Annotated in this window: 13 protein-coding genes; 9 read left to right on the plus strand and 4 right to left on the minus strand. The window is 61.1% G+C overall.

The genetic code is table 11. The features are described 5' to 3' along the window. Nucleotides 1-55: 55 nt before the first annotated feature. From Q1B40_RS08000 to Q1B40_RS08010, 3 genes are read right to left on the minus strand one after another with little or no spacing between them, the layout of a single operon-like run. Nucleotides 56-634: a helix-turn-helix transcriptional regulator gene (locus tag Q1B40_RS08000; RefSeq protein WP_299812178.1), complete on the minus strand. Its 579-nt coding sequence runs from the start codon at nt 632-634 to the stop codon at nt 56-58. 44 nt (nt 635-678) lie between these two features. After that, entirely contained in the window at nt 679-1050 is a 372-nt protein-coding gene (locus tag Q1B40_RS08005; RefSeq protein WP_299812180.1) for a VOC family protein, read from the minus strand. Between the two features lie 3 nt (nt 1051-1053). After that, on the minus strand, nt 1054-1503 hold the full coding sequence (locus Q1B40_RS08010; RefSeq protein ID WP_299812183.1) for a GFA family protein: 450 nt from the start codon (nt 1501-1503) through the stop codon (nt 1054-1056). 446 nt (nt 1504-1949) lie between these two features. Here Q1B40_RS08010 and Q1B40_RS08015 point away from each other — a divergent pair, with 446 nt between their 5' ends. Further along, nucleotides 1950-3200, plus strand: coding sequence for an aminotransferase class I/II-fold pyridoxal phosphate-dependent enzyme (locus Q1B40_RS08015; protein ID WP_299812185.1), 1251 nt, complete (start codon nt 1950-1952; stop codon nt 3198-3200). After that, entirely contained in the window at nt 3197-3988 is a 792-nt protein-coding gene (locus tag Q1B40_RS08020) for an SDR family oxidoreductase (protein ID WP_299812187.1), read from the plus strand. Before Q1B40_RS08015 ends, Q1B40_RS08020 begins: the two co-directional genes overlap by 4 nt. A 42-nt stretch (nt 3989-4030) precedes the next feature. Here Q1B40_RS08020 and Q1B40_RS08025 read toward each other — a convergent pair whose 3' ends face one another. Further along, nucleotides 4031-4657, minus strand: a complete 627-nt coding sequence (locus Q1B40_RS08025; protein ID WP_299812189.1) for a DapH/DapD/GlmU-related protein — start codon at nt 4655-4657, stop codon at nt 4031-4033. 396 nt (nt 4658-5053) lie between these two features. On the opposite strand from Q1B40_RS08025, the gene phnC reads away from it, so the two are divergent. From phnC to Q1B40_RS08060, 7 genes are all read left to right on the plus strand, one after another. Next, complete coding sequence (gene phnC, locus Q1B40_RS08030) at nt 5054-5887, plus strand: phosphonate ABC transporter ATP-binding protein (protein ID WP_299812582.1); 834 nt, start codon at nt 5054-5056, stop codon at nt 5885-5887. A gap of 58 nt (nt 5888-5945) precedes the next feature. After that, entirely contained in the window at nt 5946-6860 is a 915-nt protein-coding gene (phnD, locus tag Q1B40_RS08035) for a phosphonate ABC transporter substrate-binding protein (protein ID WP_299812191.1), read from the plus strand. 174 nt (nt 6861-7034) lie between these two features. Further along, entirely contained in the window at nt 7035-7883 is an 849-nt protein-coding gene (gene phnE, locus Q1B40_RS08040; RefSeq protein WP_299812193.1) for a phosphonate ABC transporter, permease protein PhnE, read from the plus strand. Between the two features lie 11 nt (nt 7884-7894). Continuing rightward, a complete protein-coding gene (gene phnE / locus Q1B40_RS08045) occupies nt 7895-9238 on the plus strand; it encodes a phosphonate ABC transporter, permease protein PhnE (RefSeq protein WP_299812219.1) in 1344 nt (447 codons plus the stop codon). Nucleotides 9239-9351: 113 nt separating this feature from the next. Beyond that, nucleotides 9352-10551, plus strand: a complete 1200-nt coding sequence (locus Q1B40_RS08050; RefSeq protein ID WP_299812221.1) for a lytic murein transglycosylase — start codon at nt 9352-9354, stop codon at nt 10549-10551. A gap of 288 nt (nt 10552-10839) precedes the next feature. After that, complete coding sequence (gene parA, locus Q1B40_RS08055; protein ID WP_299812223.1) at nt 10840-11481, plus strand: ParA family partition ATPase; 642 nt, start codon at nt 10840-10842, stop codon at nt 11479-11481. Nucleotides 11482-11702: 221 nt separating this feature from the next. After that, nucleotides 11703-17204: an alpha-2-macroglobulin family protein gene (locus tag Q1B40_RS08060; RefSeq protein ID WP_299812225.1), complete on the plus strand. Its 5502-nt coding sequence runs from the start codon at nt 11703-11705 to the stop codon at nt 17202-17204. Nucleotides 17205-17220 lie beyond the last annotated feature (16 nt).

A 17220-nucleotide genomic window follows, 5' to 3' on the forward strand; every position in this document is an offset into this window, starting at 1 on the left:
TGTCATGACGGCAAGAGTAACGGGCTCGCCCATGCCAGGCCATGCGGTGAATATTTTATGCGCGCAGCGCGTCCCGGGGAGCTTCGCGCACCAGGCGGGCAAAGCTGCCGTCCGAAAGCGGCAGCCGGGAAATCCTGATCCGGCTTTCCGGGATGGTCATCTCGGGAAAACTTGCCCGCTCGGTCTCGTAGACGATATCCGCGGACATCGGTTCGAACCAGCCATAGTCCACCAGTTTGAATTCCATTGCCCGGATACCGTCCGAGGCAAATCGCCAGAGCGGACGGTTCATGAACTGCGCGACCGGCAGATGCCACTCCCGTGCCCGCGCCGGAGAAATCGCCAGAAGACGGTGAGTGAGATCGCAAACCAGATGAACCGGTTCCGATGCCAGTGTTACCAGATCCAGCAAGGCCCGGTCGGCGGCTGTTTGCGGCCGGGCGCGGAGCAGCCGGGTGATTTTCGCTCTTTCCACGCCATTCGGCTGCGCAAGACCGCTCTCCCAGCGGGAAATCCTGCTCTGGGAAACACCAAGATCACAGGCCAGCGCTTCCTGCTTGATGCGGTTCAGCACCCTCCACCGGCGTAAGGAGGCGCCGAGACTGGTTTCCAGGACTGCGGTTTCATTCGACATGAAGCGAGCTTAACGCGAAAGCTATCGACGGGGGAGTCCACACCTTAACCGCTCGCGGTTTCGCGATAGGCCCGGCTGGACACTTGCAGGGAATTGCCATCGGGATCCTTGGCGTTCGCGAACTGATATCCGTCCGCCTGATGAGACGTTCCGAAAACAAGTCCCTGGCTCTTTGCCGTCGCGCAAAAGCCGGGAATGTCCTCGATGTCGAAGACCAGCTTCACCGCCACCTGACCGAGTTTCTGCGCTTTGCCGGCCTTGTGCAGAAGAAGATGCGCACCGCCGTCTGCAGGGACCAGTTCGGTGATCCTGTCTGCCGGAGATTGGAGAACGGAAAATCCGAAGTGACACGCGTAGAACGCTGCGCTGCGTTCCACATCCCTGACGTAAAGAATTATGCGGGTAAGCGGAGCCAAAACTCAGACCTGATCCTGTTTTGCCGGACGGAGTTCGCCCTGGGTAAAGGCAATGGCCGGGTCCGACGAGTGTTCCACGTTTTCTCCCAGAACGGTCGTCCAGTCATGTTTGCGATGTTCATAGACGGAAAAGCGCGGGGCCGGAAACTGCGGATCGGCGAACGCCCCGAGAGGAATGGCGATGACACCCGGCCATCCTTCGATCACATAGGAAACAGTGGCGCCGCAGGTCGGGCAAAACCTGTAGGTGGCCTTGTGACCGCTGTCTGCTGTCCGATGCCATTCTGAAAACTCTCCGCTGAGAGTGACCTTGTCGTCCGGCCAGCGGGCCTGGGCGGAAAAGGCGCTTCCAGTGCGTTTCTGGCATTCAAGGCAATGACAGACGGAAACGCGCACCGGTTCGCCCTGGCAAACCGCCTTCAACTGGCCGCAACGGCATGTGGCTTCACGCATTACCATCGGTCTTCATCCTGCAAGAGTGCGGCAAACCATATCAGCACGTCCAGGGGAATGAAAAGCGCTTCCCGATCTGATCGTGGGGTCCGTTCCCTCAGGTGATTGCCATCAGCGTGCCACACCATGACCGATGGCCCCTGATTGATCCCGCACCGCCGGTTTAAGCCGCACCGTCATCCTCATGGGGTACGGAGAGATGAAGCCGGTCATCCGTCAGAATATCATTTCAGGGCATCTCCGGAAAAAGCCAACAAGATCGAGCTTAGAATAATGAATGAATTTACGTATACTTAGATAGTAAATTATAATATATTTAAGTAATATTCAAAATTTAATAAATAAATAACATGTATATATTCACGAATACAATTGTAGGGTGAAATATAAAAGCGTATAAAGCGCAGGTATTCATGGTGGTGTTGGTAATTTGAGTGGGGGCATTTATGAGCAACAAGCGTCAGGCGGCGGATACCGCATTTCAAAACAGGATTTACGACAACGCGATGATGCAGCGCGTCCGACAAATCCGTACCGACGGGCATTATCTCTACCACAAGGCCCAGACGCCGGCAGGACAGAACGAGGCCGACATCGACGGCCGCAGGCTTCTCCTGCTCGGCTCCACCAATTACCTGGGCCTCGCGCAGGACCCTCGCGTGGTCGAAGCGGCATCCAGGGCGAGCGAGAAATACGGCACCTCCTGTACGTCGAGCCGCCTTCTGACGGGAACTAGGCCCGTCCATGAGGAGCTTGAGACCCGCTTGGCCCATTTTCTCGGCAAGGAAGCGGCGCTCGTCTTCACCACGGGCTACCTTGCCAACATTGGCGCCATTCCGGCACTGATCGGCCGTCACGACGGCGCCTACTTCGATGCCGAAGTCCATGCCTGCATTCTCGACGGGGTGATGCTCTCCGGCGCGGAGCGATATCGCATCCGCCACAACAACGTCGAGGATCTGAGCGCCAGGCTGGCGGGGTCGGAACATGAGCGCAAGCTGGTCCTGATCGACAGCATCTATTCCCTGGCAGGCGACGTCGCGCCGCTTGAGCAGATCGTCGACGTGGCCGACAAGCATGGCGCCTGGGTCATGCTGGACGATGCCCACGGCTGTGGCGTTCTCGGGCCGCAGGGGCGGGGCCTTGCACATGCAACGGGCATGACCGACAGGATTCCGGTCATCATGGGTGTCTTCAGCAAGTGTTTCGCCTCGACGGGCGGGTTCGTCGCCGGCTCCGCGGATCTCATCGATCACCTTCGTTTCAACGCACGCTCCTTTCTTTTCAGCAATGCTCTTGCCCCAGGGCAAGCGGCGGCAGCCCTTGCCTCCCTCGACATTTTGATCGCGGAGCCGGAAATCGCGGAACGGGCCTGCGCTCTTGGAGACCGGGCGCGTCAGGCCTTGCGTTCCATGGGATGGCGATGCGGCGGAGACGGAACCCAGATGGTGCCTATCCTGTTGGGAAATGATGCTCTGGCCTTCAAGGTGACCATGGCGCTTGCAGACGCCGGAGTTCTTGTCAGCCCGGCGGTCAATCCCGGTGTGCCGAAGGGCAAGGATCTGCTTCGGATCACTTTCCCTCCGACTCTGACCGAGGCCGGTTTTTGCCGGGCCCTGGAAGCATTTCAAACTGTCAGTACCCGGTTTCCCGAAGCGCTCACCGGTGCCGGAGAAAGCGCGATGAGTGCGGCATGAGCGGGTCAAGGCCGCGGCATGTGGCCATTAGCGGTGCGGGAGGGCAACTCGGTCGTGCCTTGATCGACGTCCTGTCGCCCTTGGCCGCGCATCTGTCCGTGTCCGATCTCGATATCGGCCGTCTTGACGGCATTTCCCGGAGGGTGCCGGAGGAGGGAAGGGCCGAGATCCACCCGGCACCGGTAGATGTCGGTGATGACGATGCGCTGAGGCTCTGGCTCGCCGCATGCCGCGAGCGAGCGCCGCTCGACTGGATGATTGTCAATGCAGGGCTCGGCGGACCGTCTCCGCAAGGGGCGCTTTGCGAGGATCCTGGGCGGACCGCTTCGCTGATTGAGATCAACTTGAGGTCGGCCATCGAACAGTGCCGCATCGCCTCGGAAATGATGATTGGCAACGGCGGAGGGCGGCTCGTTCTGATAAGTTCGCTTTCGGCGCTGCTCGGTTATCCGGATGCGCCCGTCTATGCGGCGACAAAAGCGGGGCTGAGGGCATACGGACTTTCAATGTCCGCGCGCCTTGCGGGCACCGGCGTCGGAATCACGATCGCACTGCCAGGCTTCCTCAGTGAAGGCATGGGAGAGAGCGGCACCTGGCGGCCGTTCAGCATGACCCCTCGGCAGGCTGCGAGGCAGATCGTCGGTGCGGCGAGGTCGGGGCGGACCGAAATTTCCTTCCCGCGTCCCATGTCCGCAGCCATCGGCGCCCTCGGTCTTCTGCCCGCCACCCTGCGCGGGGCGGTCTATCACCGCTGGTCCGGACAGAGCCAGGTCTCGTCGCAAAGTTAACTCGCCCGTATCGCGTCTTTGCGCGGAAGGGGGCAATGGGCTTTACCGGTATTTCTCGATAAAGGCGTCAATCGGCAACTGGCGGAAATCCGGCAGTCGTTCCTTGAGCTGCGCGTGTGTCCAGTCCCACCAGGCGATTTCCATGAGGGCTTCCTCCTGGGGAACCGTGAACCGGCGCTTGATCGGTTTTGCGGCGACGCCGCCGACGATCGTGTAGGGCGCGACATCCTTCGAGACGACGGCGCCCGCGGCGATAATCGCGCCGGTTCCGATCGTGACGCCGGCAAGCACGGTGACATTGTGGCCGATCCACACATCGTGGCCGATGGTCACCCAGTCATCCTTGCGCCACTGGAAGAAGCCGGCATCGTCCTCACCCAGCCCATAGGCCGCCGCACGGTAGGTGAAGTGGTGCTGGGACGCGCGCCAGGTGGCGTGGTTGCCCGGATTGAGGCGCACGCGGCGGGCGATGGAGCAGAACTTTCCGATGGTCGACCAGACCACGTCGCCATCCTCGACGATATAGGAATAGTCGCCCATGCGGCTCTCGCGCATTTCGGTGCGCGCGCCTACCTCCGTCCAGATGCCAAGTTCGCAATCAAGGACCGTTGCCTCGACGTGAACATTGGGGGCTTCGCTCAGCACGGGTTTTTGCGTTGGGACGGACATTCGATGCTCCGGATGGAGGGTTGCAGACAGGCGAATGAGGTTTATAGCGAGCCAGACAAAGTGCGTGATGACGGATAGATGACACCCCTATGACAGTATTCAGTTTTTTGAACACTCTTCACCATGAAAATCTGAATGCCTGATCGCGGGTCGTCTGGCACAAAGATCCGCGTCTGCTTCAAAAAGCGGCAATTCGTTTTTTCTCGCCTTTATAAATAAGTCGCTGATTGTGAAGCTGAAGTTTTCAGAACTTCGCGGATTTGCCGGCTGTCCCGCTTGAATGTCATTCATCTGTCATAAATCTTTGACCTTCGGTTCAAGTAACTGTCATCTGTTTGTAACGGTCCGATGGCTCTTGTCGCTGGCAAGATGAACAGACACGGACAGGGCTGGCGGGTGATTCAATTTCGAGAAGTGACCAAGACCTTCGGGTTTCGGACCGCGGTGAACAAGGTCAGTTTCGACATCGGCAAGCCAATGATGATCGGGATCATCGGGCGCTCCGGCGCGGGGAAATCGACCCTGCTGCGCATGATCAACCGGCTGACCCCGGCAACGTCCGGCCAGATCCTCTTCGAAGACCGTGACATCCTCAGCCTCAGGGGCGGCATGATGCGCCGCTGGCAGCGCGATTGCGCCATGGTGTTCCAGCAGTTCAACCTGGTCCCGCGTCTCGACGTGGTGACCAACGTGATGCTCGGGCGTCTGAACGGCCACGGGACGCTCAAGAGCCTCTTCAATATCTTCGGCGAGGACGATGTCAGGACTGCGCTCGCCGCGCTCGACCGTCTCGGCATTGTCCAGGAAGCCAACAAACGCGCCGAGGAACTGTCGGGCGGCCAGCAGCAGCGCGTGGCGATCGCCCGCGCACTGATGCAGGACCCGCACATGATCCTTGCGGACGAGCCGATCGCCTCGCTTGATCCCATGAACGCCAAGATCGTCATGGACGCACTGCGCGAAATCCACGAGCGCGACAACAAGATCGTCATCTGCAATCTGCACACGCTCGATACGGCGCGCAACTATTGCGACCGGGTGATCGGCATGCGCGACGGGTTCCTTGTCTTTGACGGCAAGCCCGAGGAGCTGACGACCCACGTCGCACGCGAGATCTATGGCGCCAATGAAAGCTTCAACGAGGCCGCGACCTCCACTGCCATCGATGCCGGCCAGTCCGGTTCACAAGAATCCGCCGGAGCGATGACCCCGGCGGCGGCGGCGGTTTGAGCCGCCCGCGCATCTTCCAAACGTCATCTACATCGAGAACTCTCGGGGAGTGTCCCAAATGAAACTCGTTTCCAAAATTGCCGCGCTTGCTGCTGTCAGCATGATCGCTCTGAACGCTTCTGTTGCCGGTGCAGCAGAAATCACCGAATTCCGCATTGGCATCCTGGGCGGTGAAAACGCTTCGGACCGTCTGCGCGCCTACGAGTGCCTGGAAGAGAAAACCGCCGACCTGCTCGGTGTTCCGGTCAAGCTCTTCGCCCCGGCCGACTATAACGGCGTGATCGAAGGCCTGCTCGGCGGCAACCTCGACATGGCCTGGCTCGGCGCGTCCGGCTACGCGAAGGTCTTTCTGACCGATCCGGAAGCTGTTGATCCGGTGCTGGTGAAGGTCAACGTCGACGGCAGCTACGGCTACTATTCCATCGGCTTCGCCCGCGTCGACAGCGAGATCAACTCTCTGGAAGACATGAAGGGCAGGAAGTTCGGTTTTGGTGACCCCAATTCCACTTCCGGCTACCTGATCCCCTCCATCGAAATTCCGAAACTCGGCTACTCCATGACCCCGGGCGACTATTTCGGCGATGTCGTTTTCACCGGCGGCCATGAGCAGACCATCGTTGCCGTTTCCAACGGCGACATCGACGCCGGCGTCACCTGGGCCGACGGCCTCGGCGAATGGGAAGACGGCTACAACTCCGGCGCGTTGCGCAAGGCTTCCGATGCCGGTCTGATCGACATGACCGAAATCCAGGAAATCTGGCGTTCGCCGGTGATCCCGGAAGGCCCGATCGTTCTGTCCAAGAAGCTGCCGGAAGACGTGAAGATCCAGATGACAGCTCTGATGGCGTCTCTGAACTCCCTCGATCCGGAATGCGCTTACGGCGTTGCAGCAGGTGACACCAAGGGCTTCATGCCGATCACCCACGACGCTTACGTTTCCATCGTGGAAGCACGCAAGGCCAAGAGCGAATAATCACATCGTTCCAAAAGAACGCGGGCCGGTCTCCGGTCCGCGTTTTGGTATCCGTTTCCTCCGGGTGTCATCCCTGCTTGCGTAGTAATGACACGTCGGGAGTCCGGCATCTGTCCAGGCTCCGTAGAAAGCCGGAGCGGACATTCAAAACCATAACTTCAAGGTTCCACCGACATGGCCGTTGCCGCTCTCGAGCAGGAAATTCTGTCGCTGCGCAAACACCGCCAGCTCTATTCGATGATCGGCCTGTTGCTGCTGGTTGCGGTTCTCGTTTCCGGCTATTCGAAGGCCAACGAGATGAATTCCGGCGGCTTTCTGCAGGGCCTGTCCAAGTTCTTCGACTATCCCGGCGAGATCGTCGTGGAGGCCTGGCAGGCCGGTCCGGCGTTTTTCGCGCTGGTGGTGCATTTTGCTCCGGCGATGCTGGAAACGCTGAACATCGCCGGGGTCGCGACCCTTCTCGGCGGTGCGATTGCAGTCGTTCTGGCCATGGCCTCCACACGTAACGTCGACAGCTGGGGTCCGCTCATTCCGGTGGTCCGGCGCATGATGGACATCATGCGCGCCTTTCCGGAACTGATCGTCGCGCTGTTCCTGATCTTCGTTCTGGGCTCCAGCCCGGTGCCGGCCATGATCGCCGTTGCCTTCCACACGGCCGGGGCGCTGGGCAAGCTTTTTTCCGAGGTCAACGAGAACATCGATCGCAGACCCATTGAGGGCCTGTCCGCCTGCGGCGCGAGCTGGCTGCAGCGCATCCGCTTCGCGGTGATGCCGCAAGTCGCGCCGAACTACCTGAGCTACTTTCTTCTCCGTCTTGAAATCAACGTGCGCGCCTCGGCCATTCTCGGCTTCGTCGGTGCGGGTGGTATCGGCCAGGAACTCCGGCGGACCATCGGCTGGGGCAAGGGGGCAGGGGATGAAACCGCGGCGATCTTCGTGCTCCTGTTTCTCACCATCATGGCCATCGACCAGCTGTCGTCCTACCTGCGCGGCAGGCTGGTCGGCTCCGGCCGGGCGCATTGAGGGGATCTGACATGACAACCGATACCCTCGAACCGGTCGTAAATCTCGGCGATGTCTGGCAGAAGGTGCGCCGCAGAGCCTGGATAACGGTTCTGGCACCGTTGGCCGTCGTTGCCTATCTCGTCTACACGTGGTTCGCATTCGACGTGTCGGACCTTCTGTCCAGGGCCCAGCCCGAACGGGCGGCGATCCTGGCTACGGACTCCGTCGCCTACAAGGTGCACGTCACCAAGGACTTCCGCCGCGGCGAGATGGAAGTTGCGATCGAAGGCGAGCGGACCGCCACCTATGACAACGCAGAGCTGCCCGACTGGGTGACGCTCGACGGCAAAAACGCCTTTGTCGACCTTGGCGACGGCTACACCGTCGAGATCAAGGGCAACACGGCCTATTTCGACGTTCCCGGCTATGGAATGATCGAGACGACGGCTACCAAAAAGGGCGTCGAGACCATCCTTCCCGAGGGCGAGGTTCCCGATTGGCTCAAGGACGATCCGCGCAAGCTCGACGCCCGCCCCAGCCTCGACAAGCGTTTGCAGGTCACCAAGACAAAGATCGAGATCCATAACTATTTCGGCGGCTGGGAAAATTTCTGGTTCCCGTTCAGGTCGCCGCTGCATGGCCAGTCCTTCAGCCAGCTTTATGCGCTTGCGCTCAGTGCCGACCGTTTGGATCCGGACTATTCGAACCTGTGGTTCATCGTTCACGAATTCCTTGGCAATCCCGACTGGCAGCATGGCGATGTGTTCGTGGCGCTGTTCGAAACGATCATGATGGCCGTGCTCGGAACCCTCACGGCCGCCCTGTTCGGCCTGCCGCTGGCCTTTCTGGCGGCGCGTAATTTCACCCCGTCGCAGGTGCTGCGGTTCGGTACCCGCCGGCTGTTCGATTTCCTGCGCGGCATCGACATGCTGATCTGGTCGCTGATCTTCATCCGCGCCTTCGGGCTCGGGCCGCTGACCGGAGCGCTGGCAATTGCCTTCACGGACACAGGTTCGCTTGGAAAGCTGTTTTCCGAGGCTCTGGAAAACATCGACAACAGGCAGGTGGAAGGCGTCAAGGCGACCGGGGCAAGCCAGATCCAGCGCTACCGCTTTGGCGTGATCCCCCAGATCCTGCCGGTGTTCGTCTCCCAGGTGCTTTATTATCTGGAATCCAACACCCGCTCGGCCACAGTCATCGGCGCGCTCGGGGCAGGGGGCATCGGCCTGCTTCTGGTGGAAACCATGAAGACCTCCCGCGACTGGGAAAACACCAGCTACATCATCATTCTCACCATCGTTGTGGTCATAGCGATGGACCAGACTTCAGGCTGGCTGCGCCGCAAATTGATCGAGGGCCGAAAATCCGGGTGATGTCATCTGTCATTGCTTTTCGCTTGATAACTGCCAGATCCTGATTTGTGCCGCATTTAGGTCGTGGTGGCATGGCAGCGTCTTGAGGTGATTCGAGGGGGACGGAGCGGGCAATGCGACAAGGCATGGAATGGAAACTGGCAGCTGCGGTCATAGGAGGCGGACTTGGGTTCCTTCCGGCAACCGGTCCGGCGCATGCGATTGAAAGCTGTGTCGCGGCCCTGAAGAAACAGGCTGTCTCCGCAGGCGTTCGTCCGGACGTTGCCGAAAGCATGCTCTCGGGCGCGAAATATGACGAGAAGGTCATCCGCTTTTCCACGTCCCAGCCTGAACACAAGACTGAAATCTGGGACTATATGGCCTTTCTGGTCGACGCTCAGCGGATCAAGGATGGCAAGTCGAACCTGAAGAAACACGCCCGCACGCTGGCCGCGATCGAGAAACGCTACGGTGTGGATCGTCACGTGGTGCTGGCCGTCTGGGGCATCGAAAGCGATTACGGCCAGTTTCAGGGCGACTTCTATACGCCGCACGCCTTGGCGAACCTGGCCTGCGCGGGTAAACGCCGCCAGAAATATTTCCGCGGCGAACTGATCAAGACCTTGCAGATCGCCTCGCGCGGCGATGTTCCGGCAAAGGATTTTCGCGGGTCCTGGGCGGGGGCTTTCGGCCAGACCCAGTTCATGCCGAGCACCTATAACAGTCTGGCGGTCGATTACGACGGCGACGGCCGCAAGGATCTGGTCAACTCGGTGCCGGACGCGCTCGCGTCGACGGCGAATTTTCTGAAGAACGCCGGTTGGAAGAACAGCCGTGCCTGGGGCTATGAGGTCAAGGTGCCGGACGGATACTCGGGTCCTTCCGGCCGGAAGTCCTATTCCTCGCTCGCCACCTGGGGCAAACGCGGCCTTGTCGGCATCGATGGCAACCGTCTTTCCGGCAATCTCGAGGCGGCGCTGATCCGCCCGGCCGGTGCGAATGGACCGGCTTTTCTCGTCACCCGGAACTTCCGCGCGCTGCGATCCTACAATGCCTCGACATCCTACGGCCTGGCGATTGCCCTTCTGTCCGAACTGGTTTCCGGCGGCGAGCCGTTCAAGACCCCGTGGCCGACCAACAATCCCGGGCTGTCCCGGGCCCAGCGGCTCGACCTCCAGAAACTGCTGAACCGGAACGGTTTCGACGTGGGCGAGCCTGACGGCAAGGTCGGTCCGGCAACGCGGGCGGGTATCCGCAAGGCGGAAGCTAAATACGGCATGCCGGAAACGGGTCGGCCCTCCTGGAACGTCTATTACGCCCTTGGTGGACGCTAGAGACTGCCGCGTTTAAGCGGAAGGAATGCGCCTAAGGCAGCGTTTGCATTGCAAATGCGGTCGGGCGATTTCCTGAGGTCAATTTAACGCGACGTTTTCCAGAAAGACGGGTGGGGGGCTTTGAAAGCTCTCCGGATCCCTGCGTTCTTTCGAAACGATACCCGATTTGCAGCGCGGTTTACTTCATCAAACCTGATGGCGATGCGTATATGCATCGTGTCCGGCAATGGTTTGTTGCAATGCAGTAGAACGCGGCGCAATATATTGGCGATTTTCTGGAGGAATGACATGTCGGGACGAATTTTGACTGTTGCGCAGCAAAAGGGCGGCTCGGGAAAAACGACGCTCGCTGCGCATCTCGCCGTGGCGCTCGCAAGACAATCGGGCGAACCGGTCGCAATCCTCGATGTGGACCCGCAAGGGTCTCTCGGCACCTGGTACGAAGCGCGGGAAAACCGGCTGGGAGAGGACAACACCGGCCTGGAATTTCGCACTGCATCCGGCTGGGGCGCGCGGCGGGAAGCAAGATCGCTTGCCAGATCCCACGGCTACGTGGTGATCGACACGGCGCCCAAGACCGACACCGACGCCAAGCCCGCCATTGACGCCGCCGATTTCGTGATCGTTCCAATCCAGCCGACACCGGTCGACCTGTGGGCAACGGCGCAAACCGTTCAACTGGCCGCCCGCGAGGATACGCCCGCCCTGTTGATTCTCAACCGGGTACCGCCCCGCGCGTCCCTTACGCAGGAAATGGCGGATGCGATCAAGGCCTCCGGTTACGATGCCCTGGACGCCCGCCTTGGAAACCGCACCGTTTTCGCCTCGGCCATGGGAAGAGGACACTCGGTGATGGAGGAAGCGCCCTCCAGCAAGGCGGCGCAGGAGGTCGGTCTGCTGGTGGATGAACTGATCGTGCGGATAGGATAACACCCGGGACCTTGCGTATCGCGATCACTGCCGTCGACGCTGCCCCATCCTTTTCTTGACGTCCGCCCGGAACTTCACCGGCTTTTTCTCAGCAGTGCATTTTTGCCTTGTCCTTGTCATGATCCGGTGCCTTGATGGGAAAAGTTCTCGGCCCGGGAGGTCTGGCCATGTCTCCTTTTTCGCAGCTTTCTTTTAGATTTCAGTCATTTTCAGGACATCAGATGAAAAACGGTCGCACATCCTTCGCCCTTGCCTTGGTTCTGACGTCACTGCTGGGCTGGGGAGCGGCCATGCCGGTTTCCACTGCCGAAGCCCAGGACCGGCGCATCGTCACCATTGAAGACGCTGACTTTTTCGGCAGCGACTATCGAACGGTGAAGGACGTCGATCTTGAAGGATGCAAGTCCGTCTGCCTGCAGGACGATCAGTGCCGCGCCTTCACGTTCAACACCTCCGCCGGCTGGTGCTTCCTGAAATCCGACTTCGGCGAATTGCAGGGCTTTTCCGGTGCAATTGCGGGCCGGGTCGTCGAGGTTCAGGCACCGCGGCCGGATCTGAGTGCCGACCGGAAGGCAGAGCTCGCGTTCCTGCCGCAATCACGGCTCGAAGCTGCCGAGACCTATTCCCTCAGTATTGCCAATTCCGTCCGCCCCCGTGGCCAGAGCGCGGATCAGCTCCGCCGTGACGGTCAGGCAGCTCTGTCCAGCCGCAACGGGTCGCTGGCGGAGGCCGATTTTCTGCAGTTGGCTGTGCTGGAGCCCGGTGACTTCGATGTCTGGAAGCAATTGACGGCCGCGCTGCTTCTGCAGGAACCGGAGAACTGGCAGGACCGGGAGAACAAGCAGAAAAATGCGGTTTCCGCCGCCGTGAACGCATATTTGCGCGCGGTGAGCGTCCCCGAGCAAGCGCAGGCGCTTGACCTCTTGAGCCGGTCACTGGAACGGCGCAGCGAGTTCAAGACGGCGATCAAGGCCTTGCGCGCGTCGCTGGCGCTTGAGGAAAATTCCGGCCTGCGCAGCCGCTATGACAATTTGGTGGCGAAACACGGTTTCCGGATTGTCGATCATCAGGTGGATTCCGACAGCGTCTCTCCGCGCATCTGCCTTGTCTTCTCGCAGAAACTGCCGGTCGGCCAGGATATGAACCCCTACGTCACCATGCGCGGTGAGGGGCTCCTGTCAGTCGAGGCGGAGGGCAACCAGATCTGTGTGGACGGCCTTCAGCACGGCAAGCGCTATCAGGTGAACGCGCGCAGCGGTCTTCCTGCGGCGGACGGTGAAAAGCTCGAGAAGTCCGTCGAGATATCCGCCTATGTTAAGGACCGCACGCCGACGGTGAATTTCCTCGGCCGCTCCTACGTTCTGCCTGCCGGCGGCAACCCGACCATTCCCATCGTTTCGGTGAACACCAGTGAAGTGGAAGCGTCGATCTACAGGATCGGCGACCGGTCCGTCGCCGATACCCTGCGGGAAAACAGGTTCCTGCGGCAGCTCAATGCCTATGAAGCCGAGCAGATCGGCGACGAACTCGGGGAGAAAATCTGGTCCGGCATCGTGGAAACGGAAAACCGGCTCAATCAGGACATCACCACGGCGATACCGATCACCGAAACCGGCATTGAACTGAAACCTGGTATCTACGCTATGACGGCGCGCTCCAGGCTTGACCTTCAGAACCGCTGGGGAACCCAGGCAACGCAATGGTTCCTCGTCTCGGATCTGGGCGTGACCGCACTTACCGGAGATGACGGCATCGCGGCGAACATTCGCTCGCTGTCCACCGCCGAGGCTCTTGAGGGCGTGACGGTCCGGCTGCTTGCCGTGAACAACGAGATTCTCGGCGAGACAAGCTCCAATGCGGAAGGCTTCGCGGAATTCGCTCCCGGTCTGACACGCGGCCGCGGCGGTCGGGCCCCCGGCATCCTGGTCGCGGAAACCGGCTCCGGTGACTATTCCTTCCTCGACTTGCGCAAACCGGCATTCGATCTTTCGGACCGGGGTGTCGAAGGCCGCCCGGCACCCGGACCGCTGGATGTGTTCGCCTGGACTGACCGGGGCATCTACAAGGCCGGGGAAACCGTTCATGCCCAGGCGCTCCTGCGCAATGCGAGCGCAGTCGCACAGGAAGATTTTCCGCTGACGCTGGTCTTTACCCGCCCGGACGGCGTCGAGCACGCTCGCTTTACCGTCAATGACAGTGGCCTCGGTGGACACCTGCAGGACCTGACACTCGCGCAATCCGCGCAGCAGGGCATCTGGTCGTGGCATGTCTATGCCGATCCGAAAGGCAGCTCGCTGGCCCAGGAAACCTTCCTGGTGGAGGACTATCAGCCCGAACGGGTCGATTTCGAGCTTGAGACCGGCGCGAAGACCTTCAGCCGGACCGGGCCGACGGAAATTTCGCTCTCCGCCAAGTTCCTCTATGGCTCTCCCGCAAGCGGGCAGTCCCTGGAAGGGGACATCATCCTTCGTCCGGTCCGCACCCTGGAAGCATATCCGGGTTATCGGTTCGGACTGGAGGACGAGGAAGCCTATTCGCAGCGCGGCGAGATCCCTTCCGGTTTGAAAACCGACGATGAGGGCAAGCTCAGCTTCGAAGTCAGCCTTCCGGAGTTGCCCGAGGCGACGATGCTCTATGACGGCCAGTTGAATGCGCGCCTTGTCGAGGCCGGCGGGCGTTATGTCGAGCGCAACCTGGATCTGCCGGTGGCCCTCGATGGCCCGCGGATCGGTATCAAACCGGCTTTTGACGGCGGTGTCGACGAGGGCGGACCGGCTGACTTCTCGATCATTGTCGTTGGTGCCGATGGCGAGGAAGAGACAGCCTCCGGGCTTGGCTGGACACTTTCCAAAATCGACCGCCGTTATCAGTGGTACCGCCTGGACGGACGCTGGTCCTATGAACCCATCACCACTTCGCAGCGGGTGGCGAGCGGTGAGATCGAAACAGCGCCCGGCGCGCCCGCCCGTCTGTCGCTGCCGGTGGAATGGGGGGAGTACCGGCTTGATATCCAGGGCAGCGGTTCTCTCCAGACATCCACCAGCGTCACCTTCGACGCCGGCTGGTATACTGCCGATGCCACCTCGGACACACCGGATTATCTTGATGTCGGGCTGGACAAGTCGAGCTACAGGCCGGGCGACACCGCCATCTTGCGGCTGAAGCCGCAGATGGCCGGGATCGCCGTGGTCAATGTCGTCTCCGGTGGCCTTCTTGCCAGCCGCACGGTGGAAGTGACCGGCGAGGAAACCGAGGTGGAAATTCCGGTCAGCGATGACTGGGGCGCAGGGGCCTATATCACGGCCAGCCTCTACCGGCCGATGGATCTCGAGCAGAGACGCATGCCCTCGCGGGCGATCGGTCTTTCCTGGCTGCAGGTCGATCCGGGCAACCGGGCCATCGACGTCGAACTGACCGCGCCTGATCGGATCCTGCCCGAAACGACGCTGGAGATCCCGGTCCGGCTTGCCAACCTCGAACCCGGCACACAAGCCTATCTCACCGTGGCGGCCGTGGATGTCGGCATCCTGAACCTCACACGATACGAAACACCCGATCCGGAAGGTTGGTATTTCGGCCAGCGTCGGCTCGGCACCGATGTCCGCGATCTCTACGGACAGCTGATCGACCGCATGGCGGGCACGATGGGGCGGGTTCGCTCCGGAGGCGATGCCATGGGCATGCGTCTGGACGCCCCGCCGCCGGATGATGAACCGGTCGCGCTGTTCTCCGGCCTTGTGGATGTGGGAACCGACGGCGAAGCCGTGGTTTCCTTCGACATACCGGCTTTCAACGGCGCCCTGAAGGTGATGGCTGTGGCCTGGACGAAGGACGGGGTCGGTCATGCGGACCGGGAGGTGGAAGTCCGCTCACCGGTGGTGATGACGGCAAGTGCGCCGGCATTCCTCGCGCCTGGTGACCAGTCACGATTGGCCATCGAGATCGACAATGTCGACGGCGCACCCGGCGCCTATGCGCTGGATGTTTCCGTTGCGGACGGGCTGACGCTTGAGGACGGCACGGCGGTTCAGAACCGGACGCTAGAAATCGAAGCGGGCAGGAAAGCTCTTGTCCTCCTGCCGGTTTCCGCCGGCAAGGAGGCCGGCAACAGTGAAGTTGTGGCCTCGCTGACCGGGCCTGAGGGCAAGACCTATATCAAGCGCTTCGGCGTCGAGATCAGGGATACCCAGCCGAATGTGGTTCGAAATTCCGCGTTCCAGCTGGCTTCGGGCGGAAGCCTGTCGCTGACCGCCGACAGTTTCGATGGGTTGCGTCCAGAAACCGTCAGCGTGACCCTGACGGCGGGCGGCGCGGCGAGTATCGATGTTGCAGGCCTTCTGGATGCGCTCGACCGCTATCCTTTCGGCTGCACGGAACAGACAACCAGCCGCGCTCTGCCGCTGCTTTATCTGAGTGACGTCGCCGAGGCCGCAGGTCTTGGGTCGGACAGCGCCATTCGCGAGCGGGTGGTCAAGGCGATAGCCGGAGTGCTTGCCAATCAGTCGTCTTCAGGCGATTTCGGCCTGTGGAACAGTTATGGCGGCGGCGACACCTGGCTTGATGCCTATGTGACGGATTTCCTCACCCGCGCGAAGGAAAAGGGCTATCAGGTTCCCGAGGTCGCCTTCACCACCGCATTGGACAATCTGGAGAACCGGCTCGCCTATGCGTCCGATTTTCAGGATGGCGGCGAGGGAATCGCCTATGCGCTTTATGTGCTGGCCCGCAACGGCCGCGCGTCCATGGGCGATCTGCGCTATTACCTCGATGCCAGGCTGCAAAGCTTCGCGACACCGCTGGCAAAGGCCCAGTTGGCGGCCAGCCTTGCCCTCTATGGCGAACGTCAGCGTGCCGAAACCGGATTCAGGGCTGCCCTTGCCGCCTTGCCCGAGGACAAACAGCAGACATACCGGGACGACTACGGCTCCGTCCTGCGCGACAGCGCCGGCGTGACCGACTATGTCGTCTCCACATCCATGGGCGCCGACTTGACCGGAGAAGCGGTTGAATTTCTGAAAACCGCGCAGACACGCACCTCCTCGCGCTCGACGCAGGACATGGCCTGGCTGCTTCTCGCCGCGCAGGCGTTGAACGAATCGGCGCAGGAAGCCCGGATCTCGGTTGATGGCGAAGAAACACCCGGGCGCCTGGCATGGTCCCTGGACGGAATGGCCATCGCAGGGGCTCCGGCTGCCGTGACGAACAACGGCGGCGAGGCGACGGACCTTCTGGTTTCGGTCGTCGGACAGCCTGTGACGCCGGAACCTGCTGGTGGCAAGGACTTCGCGGTTGAACGCACGGTCTATGATCTTGACGGCAATCCGGTGGATCCCTCAGCGGTCCCCGTCAACACCCGTCTGGCGATCGTGGTGACGGTCCGCGCGCTGACGGATCAGCCCGGGCGGCTGATGGTGGTCGACCGGCTGCCTGCGGGCTTTGTCATCGACAACCCGCGCCTGGTGCGGTCCGGGGATCTTGGCGGCCTGTCGTTCCTGTCCACCATCGATCAGCCGGAACACTCCGCCTTCTATTCCGACCGTTTCGAAGTGGCGGTGGATCAGACCCGGCAACAGGGCAGGGAAATGACCTTCGCCTACCTTGCCCGCGCGGCGACGCCGGGAACTTTTGCCCATCCCCCGGCATCCGTTGAAGACATGTACCGGCCGGACCGGCGCGCGATCACGGCAACCGGCCGGTTTGTCGTTCTCGGACCGACCCGCTAGGGCCGGCAAGGCAGGA

The sequence above is a fragment of the uncultured Roseibium sp. genome, assembly GCF_947496995.1.
Lineage (GTDB): Bacteria > Pseudomonadota > Alphaproteobacteria > Rhizobiales > Stappiaceae > Roseibium.